At 45.0% G+C, this 20,974-nt stretch carries 13 protein-coding genes; 7 read left to right on the top strand and 6 right to left on the bottom strand.

What is annotated here, in order from left to right; genetic code table 11:
• Positions 1-13: 13 nt before the first annotated feature.
• Positions 14-574, bottom strand: a complete 561-nt coding sequence (locus BWI96_RS07420) for an AAA family ATPase (protein ID WP_106636035.1) — start codon at positions 572-574, stop codon at positions 14-16.
• Positions 575-811: 237 nt separating this feature from the next.
• Positions 812-1,813 (bottom strand): YhcG family protein, encoded by a 1,002-nt coding sequence (locus tag BWI96_RS07415; RefSeq protein WP_106636034.1) that lies wholly within the window; start codon positions 1,811-1,813, stop codon positions 812-814.
• A gap of 257 nt (positions 1,814-2,070) precedes the next feature.
• Here BWI96_RS07415 and BWI96_RS07410 point away from each other — a divergent pair, with 257 nt between their 5' ends.
• From BWI96_RS07410 to BWI96_RS07390, 6 genes are all read left to right on the top strand, one after another.
• Positions 2,071-2,910 (top strand): DUF2911 domain-containing protein, encoded by an 840-nt coding sequence (locus BWI96_RS07410; protein WP_106636033.1) that lies wholly within the window; start codon positions 2,071-2,073, stop codon positions 2,908-2,910.
• 942 nt (positions 2,911-3,852) lie between these two features.
• The gene (locus BWI96_RS22270) at positions 3,853-5,193 is read left to right on the top strand and encodes a two-component regulator propeller domain-containing protein (protein ID WP_232793628.1); all 1,341 of its coding nucleotides are present in this window, start codon (positions 3,853-3,855) and stop codon (positions 5,191-5,193) included.
• Positions 5,184-7,940 carry an ATP-binding protein gene (locus tag BWI96_RS07405; RefSeq protein WP_232793627.1) on the top strand — a complete coding sequence of 919 codons (2,757 nt, stop codon included), beginning with the start codon at positions 5,184-5,186 and terminating at the stop codon, positions 7,938-7,940. Before BWI96_RS22270 ends, BWI96_RS07405 begins: the two co-directional genes overlap by 10 nt.
• A gap of 282 nt (positions 7,941-8,222) precedes the next feature.
• The gene (locus tag BWI96_RS07400) at positions 8,223-11,354 is read left to right on the top strand and encodes a TonB-dependent receptor (protein WP_106636032.1); all 3,132 of its coding nucleotides are present in this window, start codon (positions 8,223-8,225) and stop codon (positions 11,352-11,354) included.
• 12 nt (positions 11,355-11,366) lie between these two features.
• Entirely contained in the window at positions 11,367-13,049 is a 1,683-nt protein-coding gene (locus BWI96_RS07395; protein ID WP_106636031.1) for a RagB/SusD family nutrient uptake outer membrane protein, read from the top strand.
• Positions 13,050-13,117: 68 nt separating this feature from the next.
• Entirely contained in the window at positions 13,118-14,620 is a 1,503-nt protein-coding gene (locus tag BWI96_RS07390; protein ID WP_106636030.1) for a glycoside hydrolase family 30 protein, read from the top strand.
• Between the two features lie 52 nt (positions 14,621-14,672).
• Here BWI96_RS07390 and BWI96_RS07385 read toward each other — a convergent pair whose 3' ends face one another.
• The 4 genes from BWI96_RS07385 to BWI96_RS07370 all read right to left on the bottom strand — a co-directional run bounded on the left by BWI96_RS07385 (position 14,673) and on the right by BWI96_RS07370 (position 19,635).
• Positions 14,673-15,080: a Dabb family protein gene (locus BWI96_RS07385; RefSeq protein ID WP_106636029.1), complete on the bottom strand. Its 408-nt coding sequence runs from the start codon at positions 15,078-15,080 to the stop codon at positions 14,673-14,675.
• A 277-nt stretch (positions 15,081-15,357) separates the two neighbouring features.
• Positions 15,358-15,861, bottom strand: coding sequence for a hypothetical protein (locus BWI96_RS07380; RefSeq protein WP_106636028.1), 504 nt, complete (start codon positions 15,859-15,861; stop codon positions 15,358-15,360).
• 249 nt (positions 15,862-16,110) lie between these two features.
• Positions 16,111-16,818, bottom strand: a complete 708-nt coding sequence (locus tag BWI96_RS07375) for a hypothetical protein (protein WP_106636027.1) — start codon at positions 16,816-16,818, stop codon at positions 16,111-16,113.
• A gap of 414 nt (positions 16,819-17,232) precedes the next feature.
• Positions 17,233-19,635 (bottom strand): TonB-dependent receptor, encoded by a 2,403-nt coding sequence (locus tag BWI96_RS07370; RefSeq protein WP_106636026.1) that lies wholly within the window; start codon positions 19,633-19,635, stop codon positions 17,233-17,235.
• A gap of 438 nt (positions 19,636-20,073) precedes the next feature.
• Here BWI96_RS07370 and BWI96_RS07365 point away from each other — a divergent pair, with 438 nt between their 5' ends.
• The gene (locus tag BWI96_RS07365) at positions 20,074-20,949 is read left to right on the top strand and encodes a PHB depolymerase family esterase (RefSeq protein ID WP_106636025.1); all 876 of its coding nucleotides are present in this window, start codon (positions 20,074-20,076) and stop codon (positions 20,947-20,949) included.
• The last annotated feature ends 25 nt before the right edge of the window (positions 20,950-20,974 follow it).

Here is a 20,974-nt window from a genome sequence, read left to right as displayed (position 1 = left end):
AATCTACGAAGAATTAACGGGTGGGAAAGGCTTCAACGGAAAGAAGTCCTGTCAGAGCAGAGGTGATGAAAGTAACTCGCTCATTTACTGGACCTTTGGATAATTCCAGTAACTCATACCCGCAGGTTTTGTAAACGCTGGCGATGGCCTGATAGAGCTCCTGTGCTTCCTGAAAACTTTGCCAGCGTTCGTCGTCGTTTACGTAAATTTCCAGCCAGGGCGGCGTCATAACTACCTGGTTATGATACCGATAACGCCGAGCAGCTTTCAGGAAATCTTTGGAGACCGGTAAGCCGCCAACTTCCAGGTAAGCAATGATATCGGGAATGCCGCGATCAAAAAAGGTTAGCTCGGAAGGACTGTTTTCGAAATCCGTAATCATGGCCTCCAGAGCCAGCCGGGCAAAGCCTTCCAGATTTTTCCAGGGAACTAAGTCAGATTGAAGCTCCACTTGCTGGCGAATTAACCGACGGGAAACTTCTTCGGAAGTGGCATACCCCTGTTTTTGCAAAGCGTCAATTAAGGTAGTTTTCCCCGCCCCCGGTCCTCCAGAAATCACAATTCGATGCCTCATTTTTCTAAAACTAAAGGATAGTACATGTCGATAAAATCTTGTGTACCCGTTATTTCATAGCTATAACCCACATTTAGGGCACAAAGCCATGAACATGTAATATTTTTTTCTCCAGAGTCAGACAGAGCTATTTCACCCTCGCAATCAGGCTGAATTTGCTTCCCGAAAGCAATAGGTAACCGTTCTATTCGAAGGGTTCTGCGGTGGTGCTGGTCTGGGGTAAGCTCGTATTGCTAATCAAATGTTATCCAATTTTTCGATTTCTTTCTTCACTTCTTCCAGCAGTTGCTGCTCGGTAGGTAAATAGAGTTGGTATTTACTGGTAATGATGGTTTTGTTACTTTCAGGCAAAGATATTTTGACCATTGCATCATTTTTATCGGTGCAAAGCAAAATGCCGATGGTGGGGTTTTCAAATTCCTGTTTTTCGTAGCGGTCATAATAATTTACGTACATCTGCAATTGCCCTAAATCCTGATGCGTGAGTTTTTGAGTCTTTATTTCAATCACTACGAAACATTGCAATAAGCGGTTGTAAAATACCAAATCCACAAAATACTCATCCCCGTCGATATGGATTCTTTTTTGCCGGGCTACAAAAGCAAAGCCATTACCCAGTTCTAAAATAAAATCCTGCAAGTGGGTAATGATAGCCGTTTCCAGGTCTTTTTCGTAATACGATGCTTCTCTTTTAAGCCCTAAAAACTCCAGAACCATTGGGTCTTTAATGATCTCTTTGGCATCGGTGGGTTGTTTTTCATTTCGGGCTACGGCCAAAACGGCCTGTACGTCATTGCTCAACAAAAGTCGCTCAAATAACTGACTGTTGATCTGGCGTTCGAGTTGCCTTGCCGTCCAATTGTTTTTTTCAGCTTCTGCTATATAAAATTCTCTTTTGTCTTGATTATCAATACGAATAAGTAATCTGTAATGAGTCCAACTGAATTGCGAACGCAGTGCGTTCGTAATTGGGAACGTACGGTAAAACTGCCGATTCATCTCTAACTGTCGCACCGAAAATCCGGTCCCAAATTGGGGTTGAAAAGTATCGGATATGGATTTTATCAAAAAGGTCCCGTAAGTAGCCCGGTCTTCGCCCTGCTGCTCTTCCTCAACTATTACTTTTCCAATATGCCAGTACATCAGCACTCGCTCAAAGTCCACACTGCGTATGGCTTTTTGCTGGGCATTGGCAATAATGGACTGAATTTGGGATAGGATATTTTTATTCAAATGCATGGGATGGCTTGTTAAAACTTTCGCTTTGGCAATTGGCCAAATTAGTCAAAGGAGCTAAAAAAACAATGGTCGTTTTTATGCAGACTTTATAGGGCATCAACGATTCCGTAGCTTATGGACGAAGAATGGAATAGCACTTTCACCTGCTCCTGGGGATGCTCAAGCATTTTTTTCTGGAAGTTACTGGATGTAATTTGCGGACGAATGAGCTGACGTCGGTTTCATTTCTTGATTGCAAAACATCTTTATAATTCATTATGAAAAAAGTTATTATCTGTCTGGCCAGTGCCTGTTTATTATCAACAGCGGCGATGGCTCAGGATATGAAGTTACCTTCTGCAAGCCCTAAAATCAGCCTGACCCAACAATTTGCTACGTCTAAAATCGAGCTGGAATATTCTCGTCCTTCGATGAGAGGTCGTAAAGTATTCGGTGAAATGATCCCTTACGGTAAAAGCTGGAGAACCGGAGCCAATGCTTTGACGAAAATCACGTTTGGTGAGGACGTTATCTTCGGCGGTCAGAAAGTGGCGGCGGGTGCGTATAGCTTATACACCATTCCCGGAAAAGACAGTTGGACGGTTATTTTGAACAGTGGGCTTCAAAGCAAGGGCGAGCAGTTTTTTGATGCGGCGAAAGACGTAGCAAAAGTTACCGTTAAGCCCGTTGTTTCCAAAGAAAATTACGAAACGTTTACGATTGATTTAAATGACATTACCAGCTCGTCTTTAACGCTGAATATTCGTTGGGAAAATGTAAAAGTCCCCGTGAAGATTGTGGCGGATAACCAGGAGAAAATCGTTGCTTACCTGGAAAAGGAACTAAAAGGAAGTAATCCTCCCTACCAGGCCGCAGCGGGTTATTTCAATGAAGTGAATTACAAGCTGGAAGATGCCATCACCTACGCGGACAAAACGCTGGCAGTAAACCCTAACGCCTTCTGGATTCATTCCCTGAAAGCTCAAATCTACTCCAAATTAGGAAAGAAAAAAGAAGCTATTGAATCGGCTCAGAAAGCAGCAACAATGACGAAAGGTACTGATTTTGAGTTTGAATATGCTCATAAATTGGATCAGTTGAAAAAAGGAGCCAAGTAATACTGCTTGCAGCAGAATTGAATACAAATGCAAGGGAGGTTTTCTGCCCCATAGAAAGCCTTCCTTATATTGTTTTTAGTCGGATTTGGTGTGGAAAGACTCTGCTTTTGTCGAGAGCCATTACTTTCAGTATGTATCATCATCTTTTCGTAGAGACGCAATCAAGTCGCGTCTAGCTTTCCATACCATGACTGGTGTCTCACCAACCACGACATAAACAACAACCCCGGAGGGGTTAAACACGGATAACCCCAGCGGGGTTCAATTACGAATAGCCCCGGATGAAATCCGGGGAAGCAATTTCCCCAAGATCAAATAAGGCCGCAAAAAGTCATAAGCTCCTTCGCTTTGCTCGCAAACAGTGGTTGGTGTCTCACCAACCACGGCATAAGGATAGGATTCAACGATTCTAAACAGTTTCTTAAATCTGCCTAAAAATTATCTAGGTAAGCCAAAAACATAACGTTTATCTTATTTAAGGTTTAATTGTAAATACTTAGATAACGATGACTAAACGTAAAACCCCTGATTTATATAATCTACAGTTTACCAGTATCGTTTAATGAATTGAAGATTCAAATTGTTACTATTTATAAGAAACAATCTAATTCATATAGTAAATAATTATGTCTTTATCAATAGCGTAAATTACTTAGTGTATTTTGTTTGCCAGTGAGTTTATTACCATTCAATGGTTGCTTCCTAAGTCTAATTGATTGGGAATAAGAAGGTAAGCTAGCCTCTCCAGAGTTCTTACGATCATTCTACATAAAATTGCTTAATTTTAAGGCTATTTTTTCTCGGACTTACTTCGGTCATTGCCGAAAGTCTTCGTTTAGATGATACGGATAAGTAATAAAAAATATCAATGAGGGCAGGGAAGGACGCATAACGTTCACGAGCTTACTTGCCTTGATTATTCTGTTGCTCTTGCCTTTAATAATGCGGGCGGAAGAGCCCCATTCAGGTCGGGTGCTAAATTATTCGCTTAAAGACGGCTTGTCGCTAGGAGTGGTAAACAGTATTCTACAGGATAATCAGGGGCAGATGTGGTTTGCTACCAGCGATGGTCTGAATCGATTCAATGGAACGTCTTTTCAGGTTTTCAGGCATTCTTCTGCTCAGACCAATACGATTGCCGGGAATTACATCAAAAGCATTTTTAAAGATCGTCACGGAACCCTCTGGATTTCTTCGAGGGACGGTTTGAACGAGTTTATTGAAACGGAAGGGCAATTCAGGCGTTACCATCCTCAGCCCGAAGCAGGGGAGAAGAGCAGTGATATTAGTGACATCTCGCAGGCCAAAGACGGGAATCTATGGCTTTCGCTGAATGGATCGGGTTTTGCCTCTTTTCACGTCAACGATCATCGATTTACCTATTATACTCAGAAAACCTTAGCAGGACTTTCGACGAATGCGATCTTAAACGTATTTGAAGATTCGAAAGGGTTACTTTGGTTGGGCACTCGCGAGGGGGGCATTGATTTGTACCAGATTGACGCTCAGCGAAAATTGAAGAAAGCGTACCTTGATTATAGTCAGGTTCCTAAAGCCCGGGTTCACCGAATTTTTGAAGATCATCAGCAGAATATCTGGATTGCTACGGCCAAAGGGCTGGTGTTATTCAAACGCAATGAGTCCCGATTTTATAAGCTCAATTTACCCACCGACTCGGGCAGCGAAATTTTTCTCTCTTTCGTAGAAACCCGGCAGCATCAGCTTCTGATTGGCGTGCAGGAAGGCGGTTTATACCGAATTGATTTAAGCCAGTCCCGACGGCCCGAAGCGTTGCGGCTGGAACGGGTAAAGGCTTCAAACCAGTCACCCATCACCGGGCGTTCGGTACAGTCGCTTTTCATTGACCGGGATGAAAATGTATGGGTAGGTACTTACGGTGATGGTGTCTATCTAATCGGACATGAGCCTGAAAAATTTGCCCTGCATACCCAGCGAACCAGTCCGGCCAAAGGTGAAAATTTCATGCGTTTTTATGGCATGTGTCAGGACAAGGAGGGGAAACTATGGCTGGGAACAGACGGGGACGGTATTTTTAAAAGTAACCCCAATGGTGAAATAATTAAACATTACGTGCCTGGAAATCAGGCGGGTGATTTAAAAGATGGGGCGGTGATTGCTGCCCATCGGGATCGGGAAAATAACCTCTGGTTTGGTACATACTCCAAAGGACTCTTCCGGTATCATCCTCAATCCGATTCTTTTCAGCAATATGCTCATCAGGCTGACAATCCCGGTAGTCTGGAAAAAACGACGTGCGGGTAATTTATCAGGATCGGCAGAAACAACTCTGGGTGGGCACGAATGGCGGAGGGCTAAGCTTGCTCAACCAGAAAACAGGTCAGTTTCAGCATTTTAAACCTTCTAACAGTAGCATTAATGCCAACGATGTCAGGGCTATTGTGGAAGATGCAAAAGGAAATCTCTGGATTGGAACCTATGGGGGCGGGTTGAATTACCTGGATGTTCAGACGAAGCAATTCAAGGCCTTTTTCAATCAATCCACCAATTCGTATTTTATCTCAAACCGCATCGTCATTTCGCTGGCCCTTGATGCGTCGGGCCGGTTATGGATTGGGACCGAAGGCGATGGGTTACTAGTCTATGACGTGATCAATCACAAGATGGATTGGTTCAATGATACCAATGGTCTGCCGAGCAATGTTATTAATTCCATTCAAATAGACGCAGCTCAGGTAGCCTGGGTGAGTACCAACAAAGGCCTTTCCAGTGTTCGGCTGAAAGACCGTAGGATACAGAATTTTGATCAGCAGAATAACCTGCAAAGGGGACAATTTAATCCCGGATCGAGCCTTTATGATGCCCAGAAAGATCTGATGTTTTTTGGAGGAACGGAAGGCTGGAATTCCTTCCAGCCCGGTCGCATTAAACCTTCGGGTTACCATCCCAAAGCCATGATTACGGGACTTCAGGTGTTTGACAAACAGGGTGGAAAAGGGAGCACACCGATGGAGGAATATGCGGGTAAACAATCCATCGTATTAGACCCTTCCCAAGCCGTCTTCACGATTCAGTTTTCTTCACTCAATTACGCCTATCCTGAAAACACGCGTTTCGCTTATCAACTGGAAGGACTGGACAAAGACTGGTATTATACCGATCAGGAACGCTCAGTTACGTACCGTTACTTGCCCGCAGGCAATTATGTTTTCAAGGTTAAAGTAGCCAATCAGGATGGGGTCTGGTTTGAGGATTACGTAAGCCTTCCCATTCAGATTCTGCCGCCTTGGTATCAATCCTGGTGGGCTTATGCGGGCTATGCTTTAGGTTTGGTGCTAGTTTTGTACGGGTATCAGCGGTATCGGTTGAAACAGACGAGATTGACCTACGAAGTGCAATTGGCTCAGTTAGAAGCCCGGAAAGAGAAGGAGCTGCACGAAAAAAGACTTTCGTTTTTTACCTACATTTCGCACGAATGCCGAACGCCTTTAACCCTGATTATTAACCCCGTAAAAGAACTTTTGGCCAATCGGCCGGAGGGAAAGGAGCAGTCGCACCTCACGCTGATTTACCGCAATGCCCGCCGTCTGCTGAGTATGATGGATCAGTTGTTACTCTTTCAGAAAGTAGAACTGGAAACGGATCAACTGAAACTTTCGTCGGTGAATCTCTACGAAATGGGTAATGAAGTTTTTCAGTGTTTTCTGCATCAGGCCGAGATGCACCAGATCACGTATACCTACACCTGCGAAAACGAAAATCTGGAAATTCCCTGCGACCGCGAGAAACTGGAAATCGCCTTATTTAATCTGATTTCCAATGCTTTAAAATTTACACCAGCGGGGGGCTCTGTCCAGGTAGTGATCCGGGAAAAAGAAAAACAGGTGATCCTAAGCATAGAAGATTCAGGCATAGGCATTGATCAGCAGTCGGGTGCGGATATTTTTCAGCTTTTTCAACAGCAAAAAACAGAAAGCAGAGCCAGCAAAGCCGGGTTTGGGATTGGGTTATACCTGACTAAAAATTACGTTGAAAAACACGGCGGTACGATTACCTATCAGTCGGAGAAAGGCAAGGGTACTTCATTTTTTATTACGCTTCGTAAGAAAGAAGTGGCTCCGCTTAGTCCCGTTTCCCAAAACCAGCCTTCGGTATTTTTGGAAGAACTTTCGGGAGCGGAAAACCTCGAATGGCTTCCGGCTCCGCTCATCCCGGCTAAAGGGATGATTTCTGAACTCGCTCAGGAAAAAGATACGCTAGTACTGGTGGACGATGAAGAAGACATCCGAACGTATTTGCGTCAGTTACTCGAAGATCAGTATCGCATTATTGAATGTGGCAGTGGAGAGGAGGCCCTTGCGGCGGCTCATCAATACCAACCCGATCTGATCATTAGTGATGTAATGATGGCCGGAATGTCCGGTTTGGAATTATGCCATCAGCTTAAATCAGAAGCGAGTTTGAGCCATATTCCTCTGATCCTGTTAACGGCAAGCTCGCGGCAGGAAATTGAACTGCAAAGCATGGAAGAGCGGGCCGATGCTTTCCTGCGAAAGCCTTTCGAGCCTAGTCTATTGTTAGCTCAGATTGCCTCCATTCTGAAAAACCGGAAGGACTTACGAAGTTTCTTTTATAATGAAATCACGCTTCAATCCAGTTCTTTCAAAGTCTCGCCAGAGTATAAAGAATTCCTTCAGGATTGCATCCAGATTGTAGAACGACACGTGATGGATTCAGGCTTTAATACAAAAGTGCTGTCCGCTGAAATTGGCTTGAGTCAGTCCACGTTGTACAATCGAATCAAATCCATTTCCGGAAAATCCATTAATGAATTCATTCGTTTTATCCGCCTGAGAAAAGCGGCTCAATTGCTGCTAAGTACGGATATTACCATTGCCGAAGCGGCCTATCAGGTTGGTATGAATGATGCAAAATATTTCCGGGAACAGTTTCATAAACTTTTCGGGATGAACCCTTCAGAATACGTCAAAAAATACCGAAAAGCCTTCCACGAAAACCAGACACTCGGCCAGCAATTCTTCAAAGGGTAAGGCCTGAAATGGGGGAGTAAATCACCGAAATGGTCAATTTTTTATGGGAAATGACCCTTTTTAATGAATTACCCCCCATCAAATGTGAGATTGTCCCCCTATGGTGCTGTTCAAATAATCCTAGTTTTGTTCGGTTAAATTATAGAACGAATCCCACTCCGTTTTTCTCCATTTCCATGAGATGAAGAAGTACAACCTGTGCTGATCCCAGCCACAGCAGAGAAACTACGGCCTGTTGATTCCTATTTTATCCTAATCATTAGTTCTATTTTAAATCCGTTTATGGAAAAACTTTTTCTTGAAAAATGGGTGCTGCCTCAACCCTTCAGAGGCGTGCTGAGTAATCCAGTGAAGCAGTTATTGCTCCTGCTCCTGATCGGCATTAGCTCCGTTCAGAGTTTTGCTCAGACTACTCAGATTCGTGGAGTAATTAGCTCGTCCGACGGGCAGCCTTTACCTGGTGCCACAGTAGTAGTCAAAGGCACTACCCAGGGTACAACAACCGATAATGAGGGTAAGTATACGCTGAATGTACCTGCGAACGCCACTACAATCGTGGTTAGTTATGTAGGATACATCAGTCAGGAAGTGGGGATCGCCAATCGCAGTCAGGTTGACGTTTCTCTAACCGCTAATAACGAGACATTGAATGAAGTGGTGGTCGTAGGTTACGGCACGCAGAAAAAAGCAACCTTAACCGGATCGGTTTCGGAAGTAAAAGGAGCGGACATTGTGAAAAGTCCCCAGCCTAACCTTTCGAATTCACTGGCGGGTCGTTTCTCGGGTTTCGTAGCCAACAACCGGGGTGGCGAGCCGGGTTATGACGGATCAAGCTATAAAATTCGTGGTTTTGCCACAACGGGTAACAGCGACGTACTGATCGTAGTAGATGGAATTCCCGGTCAGGTAGGCGGTCTGGATCGTCTGGACCCGAACGATGTCGAAAGTATTTCCATCTTGAAAGATGCTTCGGCGGCGGTTTACGGTTCGCGGGCAGCTAACGGGGTTATTCTGGTAACGACCAAACGCGGAACCACGGGTAAGCCTGTGATTTCCTACAGTTTCAATCAGGGCTTTTCGTCGCCTACGCGTTTGCCTAAAATGGCCGATGCCGCGACTTTCGCCACGATTATGAACGAGATTGATTACTATAACAATCCGTCGGGAGGCATGAATCAGTTTTATTCAGCCGAGCAAATTGAAAAATTCCGTAACGGTTCAGATCCGATCAATTACCCCAATACCAACTGGCAAAAGGTGGCTTTGAAGCCTGTTGCTCCCCAAAATCAGCAAAGCCTGTCCATTAATGGCGGTACGGAAAACGTGAAGTATTACGTTTCGCTGGGTACAATTTATCAGGATGCTTTATACCGCAATGGAGCAACGAAGTACAAGCAGTATAACTTCCGTTCAAACATTGACGCGAACGTTACGAAAGATTTCAAAGTAAGTCTGATGCTTTCAGGTCGTCAGGAAGATCGGAAATTCCCCGTTTCTTCGGCGGGCAATACCTTCCGCTCCATTTACCGGGCTTACCCAACGGTGATTGATCAATACCCTAATGGATATTATTCAACGGGTGTGGAAAACAGTAACCCTGCCGTGCTGGGTACAGCTATGGGTGGAACTACGAATAACCCCACGTCGATTTTCAACGGTATTTTACGGGCAAGTTATAACCTCCCCTTCGTAGAAGGACTGTCGCTGGAAGGCTTCTATTCAGCGGACAAATCGTTCAATTTCTCCCGTACGTTCAGCATTCCTTACACGTTGTATAATTACAACAGTACGAGCAATACTTATCAGCCCGTCGTGGCGGGTGGTTCGGCAGGCAAACCTTCCCTGACTCAGTCGCAAACGAACATTACCAACTTAACCCAGCACATTCGTTTGAACTACGTGCGTCAACTGGGCAAACACAATGTAAACGCGTTTGTGGCTTATGAGCAAAACCGCCGCAACGACATTCTGATGGGAGCCAGCCGGATTAACTTCCCCACGGCTTCTACGCCCGAACTTTCGCAGGGGGGTGCTGCCGCTACCGACAAGAATAACTCGGGAAGCAGCGTAAACTTTACCCGTAAGAGTTACATCGGTCGTGTGGCTTATAACTTCGACGAGAAATACCTGGCTGAAGTGCAGGCCCGGGTGGACGGTTCGTCCAATTTCCCCGTAGGAAAGCAGTACGGCTTCTTCCCCTCGGTATCTGCTGGTTACCGGATTTCTCAGGAAGACTGGTTCAGGAACAGCGTAAATTTCATTGACGACTTGAAAATTCGTGCGTCATACGGAACGCTGGGTAATGATAACGTAGCTCAGTTCCAATATTACAACAACTACAGTTTCAATAACCAATATGTAACGGGTGCCAATATCATCACCACGGGTATTGATTTAACGAAACTGGCGAACCCTCAGATTACCTGGGAGACGGCGAAAAAACTGGATATTGGTATTAACGCAACGTTCCTGAAAAACTTTAGTCTGGAATTCATTTACTTCAATCAGCAGCGTTCGGACATTCTGGCGGCTCGTAATGGTTCTATTCCAGGGGTTACGGGTATCGTAAACCCTTACGGTTCAGATCGATTATTGCCTGATCAAAACTTCGGTAGAGTCAATAGCAGCGGGGTTGAGGGTTCGTTAACCTACAGCCACTCGGGTCCCTTCCGTTATAGCATTTCAGGTAATGCCACGTATGCGAAAAGCAAAATCATAAACATGGACGAAGCTCCCGGCTTACTGCCGTATCAACGTCAGACGGGTGGGCCCTTGAATACGGAGTTATTATACCGTTACCTCGGCATTTTCCGTACCCAGGCCGATCTGGATCGTTACCCACACCTGTCAGGAGCACAGTTGGGTGATTTAATCATCGAAGATTACAACGGCGATGGAAAAATCACGGCAGATGATCAGGTTCGTACAAAATACGGTAACGTACCTTTATTAACGTTCGGTCTGGTGCTGAACGGCGGCTACAAAGCTTTTGATCTTTCGATGGTATTCTCGGGTCAAACGATGGTTCGTCAGTTCGTCTTACCCGAATCAGGTCAGGTGGGTAACTTCTACAGTAGCTGGGCAAATAACCGCTGGAGCCCCAATAACCCCGACGGCAGCTATCCTCGTGCTGATTCCCGGGCTTCTTCTTCGATCAACGGGGGCTTGTATCCCAGCACGTTCTGGTTCAACGATGCATCGTTCGTTCGTTTGAAAAACGTCGAGTTAGGGTATACGCTTCCGCAGGACGTATTGTCTAAAATCAAAATTTCATCGCTCCGCGTGTACGCCAGTGCCTTTAACCTCTTCACGATCACGAAAGTGAAGGATTATGACCCCGAGGGAGATAACCGTAGCGGACAATTCTATCCTCAACAGCGAATCGTGAATCTGGGTGTTAACATTAAGTTCTAATTGAGATTGATCATGAAAAATATAAAATCAACCAAACTGTTAGCGGCATTACTGGCTCTGGGGTCGATGGTAAGCTCGTGTAAGCAGGATTTTCTAAGTATCGTTCCTACGGATCGGGTTTCGGATGCGGCTATTCTATCGGATTCTGTGCTTTTTGAAGCCTATGTGGTGAATCGTTACATGGGGGTTCGCCTGACTGATAAGGAAGCCGAAGGAACGCCTCCGGGTTTTGGTCGGGGGTTCGAGTACGCCATGTGGTCGTCGCTGACGGATGAATCCATCTATAATAACGATGATAATACCTGGCTCATTCAGCGGGGACAAATCGCTCCTGAAAACACGGGTATTGCCGGAACGTTCTGGAGCCGGAGTTACCGCAGTATTCGGGAAATTAACTACGCTCTGGCGAACATTGAGCAGTTACCGATGTCGGCAGCTCGTAAACGTCAGATCAAAGCCGAACTTCGTTTCATCCGGGCTTTCCGCTATCATGATCTGATTCGTAACTATGGTAAGGCCGTACTGGTAGGCGACAAAGTTTTCCAGATCAGCGATGACCTGACCAGTCAGGAGTTGTTTAATCGCTCTTCCATTAAAGCAGGTATTGATTATGCCGTTGCCGAGCTGGATGCCGCTGCCGCTGACTTACCCTTGTCAAATGGCGGAAGCTGGGCTTTAGGTCGGGCTACCAAAGGTGCCGCTCTGGCCCTTAAGTCACGATTACTTTTATACGGAGCTAGTCCCTTGTATGAAAATGCCGCCACCTGGGCTTCGGCTGCTTCGGCTGCCAAAGCGGTAATGGACTTAGGCAAGTATAGTTTATACACCGGAGGCTACGGTAACCTGTTTTTAACGAACGATAACTCGGAAATTATTTTCAGCCGGGTATACGCTCAGGGAGCCCGCCACGTGTGTCTGGAAATTTCGAATGGTCCGAATAGTTACAATGCCTGGGGTGGTAACGTGCCTTTGCAAAACCTGGTGGATGACTATGAAATGATGGACGGAACCCGTATTACGGATGCCAATACGAGCTATAATCCTAGCCGTCCGTATGCCAACCGCGATCCACGTTTTTATGCGACGATTCTCTATAACGACGCTCCTTACCGCAACAGCACGGTTCAGACGTTCACCCCTGGCGGAAAAGACAGCAAGGATGGCCCATCCAACTGGAATACGTCTAAGACGGGTTATTACCTGAAGAAATTCATGAATGATAACCTGCCGATTGATAACCCCTGGGACGTTGCCGGAACGCAGACCTGGATTTACTTCCGTTATGCCGAAATCCTGCTTAATTACGCCGAAGCACAAAACGAAGCCAGCGGCCCAGATGCCTCGGTTTACGCAGCCGTTAATGCCGTCCGTCAGCGGACGGGCGTAGGCATGCCTGCTTTACCAACGGGGCTGACGCAGGCTCAGATGCGGGAGCGAATTCGCAATGAACGCCGGATCGAATTAGCTTTCGAAGAGCATCGTTTCTATGACGTTCGTCGCTGGAAGACGGCTTCAACCGTAGAGAATGTTCCTGCTTACGGCATTGACATCAATAAGAGCGGTACGAATTATACCTACAGTAAGAAAGTAGCCTTAACCGGTCGTGCTTTTACCGACAAGCAATACTGGTTACCCATTCCACGGGCTGAAATTCAGGCTTCCAATAACAAACTGGAGCAAAATCCCGGGTATTAATCTTTCTTTGTCCCGGTGGAGGTAACTTCACCGGGATTTTTTCATCAAACCTTTCTTCTCATCCCCTTATGAAACGTATTGTTATACCTATCCTCGGATTATTTTTAAGCGGTAACGTCGCTTTTGCTCAGCAGGAAAAGTCTATTCGCATCCAGATTGATCCCGACCAGCGTTATCAGGTGGTGGAGCACTTCGGAGCTTCGGATGCCTGGTCTGGACAATTCATAGGGAACTGGCCTGAGACTCAGAAAGAAGCCATTGCTGATTTACTTTTTTCAACGGAAACTACGGCTACGGGTCAACCTAAGGGCATTGGTCTTTCGCTCTGGCGATTCAACATCGGAGCCGGAACTGCCGAGCAGGGAAAAGAAAGCGGTATCCGGGACGAATGGCGTAGGGCCGAAGGCTTCTTACAGGATGATGGAAGCTACAACTGGAACAAACAACAGGGGCAACTCTGGTTGCTGGAAGCGGCTAAGAAACGCGGCGTTCAGTCCTTTCTGGCTTTCACCAACAGTCCGCCGGTTCAGTTAACCAAAAATCATAAGGGCTTTGCTACTAACAAGCAGCCTAATTTAGATTCTGCCAACTTCGATAAGTTCGCCGATTTTCTAGCCGAAACCATCAAAGGAGTGAAAAAGAAAACGGGGGTTCTTTTTCAATACGTAAGTCCCGTGAATGAACCGCAGTGGGACTGGAGCGACGGAGGACAGGAAGGAACACCTTTCTTTAATACGGATATTGCGGGCATTACCCGATCATTAAGTAAGGCTTTGCTGAAGGCCAAACTGCCTACAAAAATCTCCATCGCTGAGGCCGGACAGATTGATTACCTGTACTCGGAGCATAACCGAAAAGGACGCCAGAACCAGATCGCGGATTTTTTTACGAAAGGCTCAGCCAATTACGTGGGTAACCTGCCGAATCTGGTTCCTGCCATTTCAGGGCATAGTTACTTCACAACTTCGCCTTATGCTAAGGCTGTCGAGAAAAGAAAACAGTTGGCTGCGGCACTTAAACCCGGCGTGGGTTACTGGATGTCAGAGTATTGTATTCTGGGGGATAACGAAGGAGAACTCAATGCCCAGGGCCGTGATTTAGGAATCACTCCGGCTTTATACATCGCCAAAGTGATCCATAATGATCTGGTAAACGCTCAGGCCTCGGCCTGGCACTGGTGGTTGGCATTAAGCTGTTACGATTACAAAGATGGATTAGTCTACGTGGATCGGAATGAGAAAGAAGGTAAGTATTACGACTCCAAAATGCTTTGGGCATTAGGTCAATACAGCCGTTTCATCCGTCCTCAGGCCACTCGAATCAAAGCATCGACGGAAACGAATCAGGAGGAGGTGCTGGTTTCGGCTTATAAAAACAAGAATGGTAAAGTCGTTCTGGTGGTCATTAATCCTTCCAACGAAGCATTTAAACTACAGCTTGATAAGCCTGCCTCACTGAAGTTTTCGAAAAGTTATACTACTTCTCCATCGCAGGATATGGCTGTGGCGAAGGTTTCCTCGTCGGACTTGTCTATCGCTCCCCAAAGTATAGTTACTTTAGTGACTGAGTAAAAAGTGAATGCGTAAAAAAGGCTCGGAATTTCAAAATCCCGAGCCTTTTTCTTTATACATCAATCGCATCGTAAACCACTACTTTGTCCCAGAGGGCACTGCAATCTTTGATGAATTGCTGGTGAATGGGGTGCGTCTGGTAGCTGGCCTGATCTTTCTCGTTTTCAAAAAACATAAGTTCAGAAACCGCCCAGCTTTGGTCTACTACATCGCGTTTTTCCGTATTTGCCACGATTCCAATGCGTAATTCCTTAATCGCTTCAATCTTTCTCAAGGTTTTCAAACCCGCAATGATCTTATCACGATCAGCGACGGAACCTGGGTTTTTAAGCCAGAAGAAAACGTGGTGAACGAGGGGATATTTGGCTTTCTCCGTATGAACGGGGGCGGCCATCGTTACGGCAGTTCCAGCGGCCAAGGTAAGAGAACTAGCAAGAAAGGTACGACGCGTGTTTTTCATCAAATGGAGAATTAGAGTAAATGAAACCGAAATTCAGAATGGAAATGACGGTGTCAACAAAGATTGAATCATTACTAATCATAGCTTCCCGAATAAGCTATTGAGAAAAAGCTATTTAATGAATGAGCAATCTATTCATTAAAAGGGGAAAATCCACTTACATGAAGAGGTTTTCGCAAGCACCAAGTCTTCCGGTCAACCGCTCAGCTAGAGCGGGCTAGGTTTGGTTCACGAAGCCAGATGGGTTTTAAAAACAAGCAACTAGTTTACGGCCCGCTTACCAACCCATGCATTTGAAGACACCAAGGATGTTATCTGCGGTCTGCTGAGGGATGACAGATACGAATGACTCATGCTCCGAATAAAGCCGGTATTGCGTTAGTCTTTTCGTTAAAAAAGCGACCAGGATGGGTTGATTTTCTCGTTCCGATAAGTCATAGGATACGTTTCCTTTACAATCCATCTTATCCATCATTTTAAGCGAATACTGACTCCCTCCTTCAAAAACGAAATAGGCTTTATCCGTTGATTTGATGCAACCATGAGCAGCTAACTTCAAATACCATATGTATTCGTTTTTATTCTTCCTGATCGTAAGATAAATGGGGTTCTGATCCTGATCAAAGATTTGAAAGTCAGCTAGTTTAATATATCCGCTGGCAACGGTTCTGACAAACTCATTACAAAAATTTTTAGGCACGGGGGAAGCGGAAGCAGATACTTGTGCAGAAGCGTTTCCAAATGCCCAAAGAAGGCACAAGGACAGTACTAATTTTTTCATTAGAAGTGGCGGCAAATACTTAGTGGGTTACAAAAATAAATAGTGACTTTAATATTCAAGACCTTAAAGTCACTATTTATCCGTTAAAAAAAGACGGCTTAGACGTATTTATAGATTATTTATTTTGCTAGTTCATCAATAGTTAAAAAATTAATATATTTTTTTATTCATATTGAAATGATTGTAAAAATATACATACAATCAAATATCAATTAATTTTTGATATACTCATAAGTATATGTACTTCAATCAATCGAGTTTAACTAATGTAAATGAAGCGACGTGAAACCCGTCCATAAAGTGAACCGAACCGCTGATGGGAATAATTCCTGTTCCTAAAGCAAGCTTAACCGTTGAGTTAGCCGCCAGTCTGATCATGTGATTTCCGCTAGTATTTAATCGAGAACTCAAACCCATAGTGGAATACTGACGTGCAATGTTATTATTGATAACAATATGCGTAAAAAAATGACCTGTTGATGAGCTAGGCGTAATAGAATAGGTAATCTGATAAATACCTCCTTTGGTTACTTTAATTGAGGTTTTATCCTCAAGAATCTGGATGTCTTTTGAATACATTAAGGAATCAAAGGCAATAGGAGTTATGGCAAAGTTAGAGCCTGTCAATGTAATACTTTCAGGGTTAACTCTTAAGCCTGAAAAGTAACTGGGGGTGGTTATTTCAGATTGACGAACCAGTTTTTCCCAGGCATTCTCATGGTACGCATAGAAACCTGGTTCGTGGTCGGTTTGGTAAATCATTAGACCCGCAACGGCCGGATTTTTACCGGGACTTCCCGGACGGTTCGCGTAACTTACTCGCGGAATGAGAAGCCCCTTATCAATGGAGCTGATTTCAAACTGAGCACTAGGATCTGGATACGAGGTTCCTATACTCATTTGGGCTAACACTGAATACGAAAACAGAGTTAGCAGAAAGGCGTAGAAGTGTTTCATGGAAGGTGTGGTAGGAGGTAGGATAAATGAGCCTGATCACTAATAGAATCAGGTTTTAAAAAGCCAGAAGCTAGTTTTTAGAACATAGATTTGTTCCTCTTAAATAGAAGAAAAAGGAGAATTAACCTATGGTAATAAAAAAGCCAATGCTGCGAAGCCAGCAGCTTTGGTAATAGTAGAGGATACATAGAAGAATTAAGTTTTAAGGTAATGGGCTAAAAATTTTCCAATACTAGGTACTTATTAAATAAACACAAAATTATTGATGGGCTATGCGTACCAGAAAGGGAATAAATCAACTTAATCTTTTAAATTGAAATGAATTTATTTGACGGTTTTAAACGGTAATAAGCCTGTATTACAACCATTTATTTACACATTAATGGGGAGAATAGCATAGTGTGGTGAGCATCATTAGAAGTCAACTTTGTAGTAAAACAGCGGTAAAAAGCCCAGTTGATACTGCCGCTTTAAATAACTCTCTGAAGGAGCTGCTCCGGGGATTGGGACGAAGGTAACACCCAGCACATTTTTTCTGCTGCTGATGTTGATGAGATCAATGCCGAGCTCATGATTAAGCCCTAAGGCGTTTTTTCGGAAACCTAATTTCAGATCCATTCGAAAGTAATTGGGAAATTGCTGGGTATTACGCAAAGCATCCTGAAAAACGACCTCACGTTGCAAAAGTGAAGCCTCTACATTCAGCGGTCCATAACGTCGGCCTCCGGCCCAGGTTACTTTTCCGCCTGCCAGTAACGTCGTACGTTTGCGTTTGCCCACGGGCCATTCGCCGCCCGCCAGGGCATTAAGGGCAAAGCGACCGTTATAATCTGTATTTCGCCAGACCTGATCATTCGCCCGGTATTTTGAATCGTATAGCGAAGCCGTAAACAGTGCGTAATAATTCTTACTAAACTGCTTTTCAAGGGTTAACTCAACGCCGACATTGTAACCCACGCCCGTATTTTCGAGAGAATCCGGGAAGGCTCTGCTAAAAGTAGAGCCCTGATTGAGTAAAGAAAACGAAGAAGTCGAAAGAACGGAAACCGGAATCTTAGCCAATCGCTGGTAATAGGTTTCGGCTTTCAGGTGCCAGGTTTCACTCAGGCGACGATTATACCCTAATACCCAATGCTGATTGCGGGTTAGCCCCATATGTTCGTTATAACGTGAATATTGATTCCCCAGCGGTTTTTGAATAAAGTAAGTATAACTCGCCTGCGTCTGATGGTGCATGCCATAGGCTAAACTCAGCGATTCTTTATCATTGAAGGTATACTGAAGTCCCGCTCTGGGATCAAGCCCTTTGGAATTGGAATTTAACGTATAAACTAAAGCGTTTATTCCGGCGGTAACGGTTAATCGTTCGCTGGCTTTCACTTTTACCTGAGCAAAGGGCTGCACAAGCCAGGCCGAGGTAGCATAATCCCAGCGTCGTTCCCAGTAAGAAACTGGAAAACGTGGCTGTTCCCGTAAAATGCTATCAACGTCACTGTAACCAAACCGATCCAGAAAGACACCCGTTTTAAGGGTAGTTGAGGAAGTTAATTTTTTAGTTAAGATTGAATTAATGGAACTACGGGCATCTTTGAAATCATACCCCATGCTGTAGTGCTTCCCTATCATCTGTCCAGAGGCCGTGTAATCAATCAGGTCGTGATTAGCCCAGCTTCGCAGGCGACTGTGCGAAAAGATGGTTCGCAGATAGGTCGTTGCATTAATCGGGAAGTCGTGTTTCACGCCGATGGTATAACTCGATGAACGGAAGTACTGATCACGGTCTTTGTCGGCGTATAAATCTTCCTGCAAATCCTCATTCTTCGAAACGACAATGTTAATAGCACTAGTGCCTCCTATCCCAAACACCGAGAACGTTCCGGCTTTAGCCGTTGGGAAATTGAGTTTGAAGGTTAAATCCTGATAGTTAGGTACGGCAGAAGTGCCAATCTGAATACCTAATTTCTGAAAAACATCAAGTGTAGAATAACGATAGGCTACCAGAAAGGAAGAACGATTTTTCCGGGAAATAGGCCCTTCCAGCACTCCCTCCAAACCCAAAAGACCTGCTTGAAGTGTTCCTTCTGTTTTTTCATTATTACCCGAGCGAAGGCTCAGGTCAAAGACACCCGCCAAGGCATTGCCGTATTCAGCGGGAAAGGCTCCGGTAAAAAATTCAGAATTTCCCAGGGTTTTACTATTCAGCATGGTAACCGAACCGCCCTGGCTGCCCGGAATGACAAAATGGCTGGGATTAGGAATGTTAACGCCTTCCAGCCGCCAAAGCAAGCCCTGAGGAGAGTTACCCCGAATGACAATATCATTACGCGAGTCGTCAGAACCCTGTACGCCCGCGAAGTTGGAAGCCATCCGGGCGGGATCATCCCGGCTGGCGGCATAACGCCCCGTTTCTTCCACTGAAAAAGGTTGAGAGCTGAGTAAGGCCATCTCATTTTTGGGCGTGGTTCGGCCACTTACCCGTACTTCCCGCAATTGTTGGGTATTACTTTCCAGCTCAATGGCCAAAACAGTTTCTTTGCCGCTGACTACAATCAAGTTGCTGATTTGTTTGGCGTTATAGCCCACGCAGGAAACCCGAAAAGAGCGACGGCCAACGGGTATATTGGTCAATTTGAAGTATCCTTCCGGGTCGGTAATGACACCAGCCCCCGAGCTGGAGTCCTGCATGACTCGAAAGCTTGCTCCGGGCAAGGCGGATTTGGTTTCGGCGTCTACCACGCGACCACGTACGGTTTGCGTTAGATTTTGGGCAAACGTAGCATGGGTAAAGAGTAGAAAAAATAAGTAAATATATTTCATAGGCGAAGCCAGAAAATGCAGTTGGAGTGATGCTAATTTTCCTGCAAGAAATACAAACTTCAGGAGAAAAGTTATATGATCTTCCTTATAGAATTTTTTCTATAAGAAAATGTCCAATCGGTTAAAGGATCTTCTAAAATTGATAATCGTCGGAATCTGATGCGAGTCCTGGCTTCTGAAATCATCACCAGTTGAGAGTCGAAAGGTAAGAGGAGAGACGTTTGCGTTACTAACGCGAAATAATAGGTAGTAGGAATACAAACACCTGCCGAACGAAGGGAGTGAAAGCATAACAGGAACCCCTTTGTCTTTGATAAACAAGATTCGGTATTCACCTCTGCAATTCCGTAGAAATACTAAAGATTTCAATTCTTTTGGGATTATTGTGTCCCGCTGGCCCGATATTCGTTGCATCATTTCTACTAAACCTCTTGAAACATGTTCAGTCGATTTTCACTTTTTTGTTTCTTTACGTTAGTTAGTTGGCAAAGCTTACGAGCTCAGGTCATGAGCGATTCGCTTCAAATTGAAGGAAATTACCGAACCTTTTACTTCAATAAACCTGCCGCCACCGAAAAACCTCAAAATCTGGTGTTCGTCATGCACGGATCAGGAGGAAATGGTCGCGACATGATGCGTTCGACCGAGGCGATGGAAAAAGAAGCAAAAGCTTCCCACACCTTAGTGGTCTATCCCAGCGGCTATAAACGCTACTGGAACGAATGCCGTAAAGCGTCTCCGGCTCTGGCCAATAAGGAAGACGTGAACGAGCAGGCGTTCTTTGCGGGCATGATCGACTATTTCCAAAAAAAATACGGAGTTAATCCCAAGCGTGTTTTTGCGGTTGGCACTTCAGGAGGTGGACACATGGCTTACAAACTGGCTTTAACCATGCCTGAACAATTTCGGGCGGTTACGGCCATTATCGCCAATTTACCCGATACGGATAACATGGACTGCGTACCGGCGGGTAAGGCAGTCCCGATTATGATTATCAACGGGACAGAAGATAATGTAAACCCTTACCAGGGCGGGGTCGTTGACTTGGGCCCAACTATGAACATGGGACGAGTACGTTCCACCGAGCGATCCTTGGCTTACTGGGCTGATTTGGCGGGTTATCAGGGAAAACCCAAGCTGGAAAAACTTCCCGATACGGACCCAAACGATGGCCGAACGATTGAAAAATATTCGTATCAGGCCCGAAATAAACCAGATGTGATTTTATTGAAAGTAATTGGCGGGAAACACGATTACCCCCATGACATTGATGTACACGTAGAAGCCCTTCGTTTTTTTCTACGTCAGAACTAAGGAGGTTGATTCAAAGGGTACGCAC

The sequence above is a fragment of the Siphonobacter sp. SORGH_AS_0500 genome (assembly GCF_002838835.1).
GTDB lineage: Bacteria > Bacteroidota > Bacteroidia > Cytophagales > Spirosomataceae > Siphonobacter.
Note: the sequence above shows the minus strand (reverse complement) of the source record. Positions and strands in the feature narration are given on the sequence as shown.

Bases quoted from the DNA above. Each gene is read 5' to 3' on its own strand.
- BWI96_RS07420 (WP_106636035.1), bottom strand. From the start codon at position 574: ATGAGGCATCGAATTGTGATTTCTGGAGGACCGGGGGCGGGGAAAACT.
- BWI96_RS07415 (WP_106636034.1), bottom strand. From the start codon at position 1,813: ATGCATTTGAATAAAAATATCCTATCCCAAATTCAGTCCATTATTGCC.
- BWI96_RS07410 (WP_106636033.1), top strand. From the start codon at position 2,071: ATGAAAAAAGTTATTATCTGTCTGGCCAGTGCCTGTTTATTATCAACA.
- BWI96_RS22270 (WP_232793628.1), top strand. From the start codon at position 3,853: ATGCGGGCGGAAGAGCCCCATTCAGGTCGGGTGCTAAATTATTCGCTT.
- BWI96_RS07400 (WP_106636032.1), top strand. From the start codon at position 8,223: ATGGAAAAACTTTTTCTTGAAAAATGGGTGCTGCCTCAACCCTTCAGA.
- BWI96_RS07395 (WP_106636031.1), top strand. From the start codon at position 11,367: ATGAAAAATATAAAATCAACCAAACTGTTAGCGGCATTACTGGCTCTG.
- BWI96_RS07390 (WP_106636030.1), top strand. From the start codon at position 13,118: ATGAAACGTATTGTTATACCTATCCTCGGATTATTTTTAAGCGGTAAC.
- BWI96_RS07385 (WP_106636029.1), bottom strand. From the start codon at position 15,080: ATGAAAAACACGCGTCGTACCTTTCTTGCTAGTTCTCTTACCTTGGCC.
- BWI96_RS07380 (WP_106636028.1), bottom strand. From the start codon at position 15,861: ATGAAAAAATTAGTACTGTCCTTGTGCCTTCTTTGGGCATTTGGAAAC.
- BWI96_RS07375 (WP_106636027.1), bottom strand. From the start codon at position 16,818: ATGAAACACTTCTACGCCTTTCTGCTAACTCTGTTTTCGTATTCAGTG.
- BWI96_RS07370 (WP_106636026.1), bottom strand. From the start codon at position 19,635: ATGAAATATATTTACTTATTTTTTCTACTCTTTACCCATGCTACGTTT.
- BWI96_RS07365 (WP_106636025.1), top strand. From the start codon at position 20,074: ATGTTCAGTCGATTTTCACTTTTTTGTTTCTTTACGTTAGTTAGTTGG.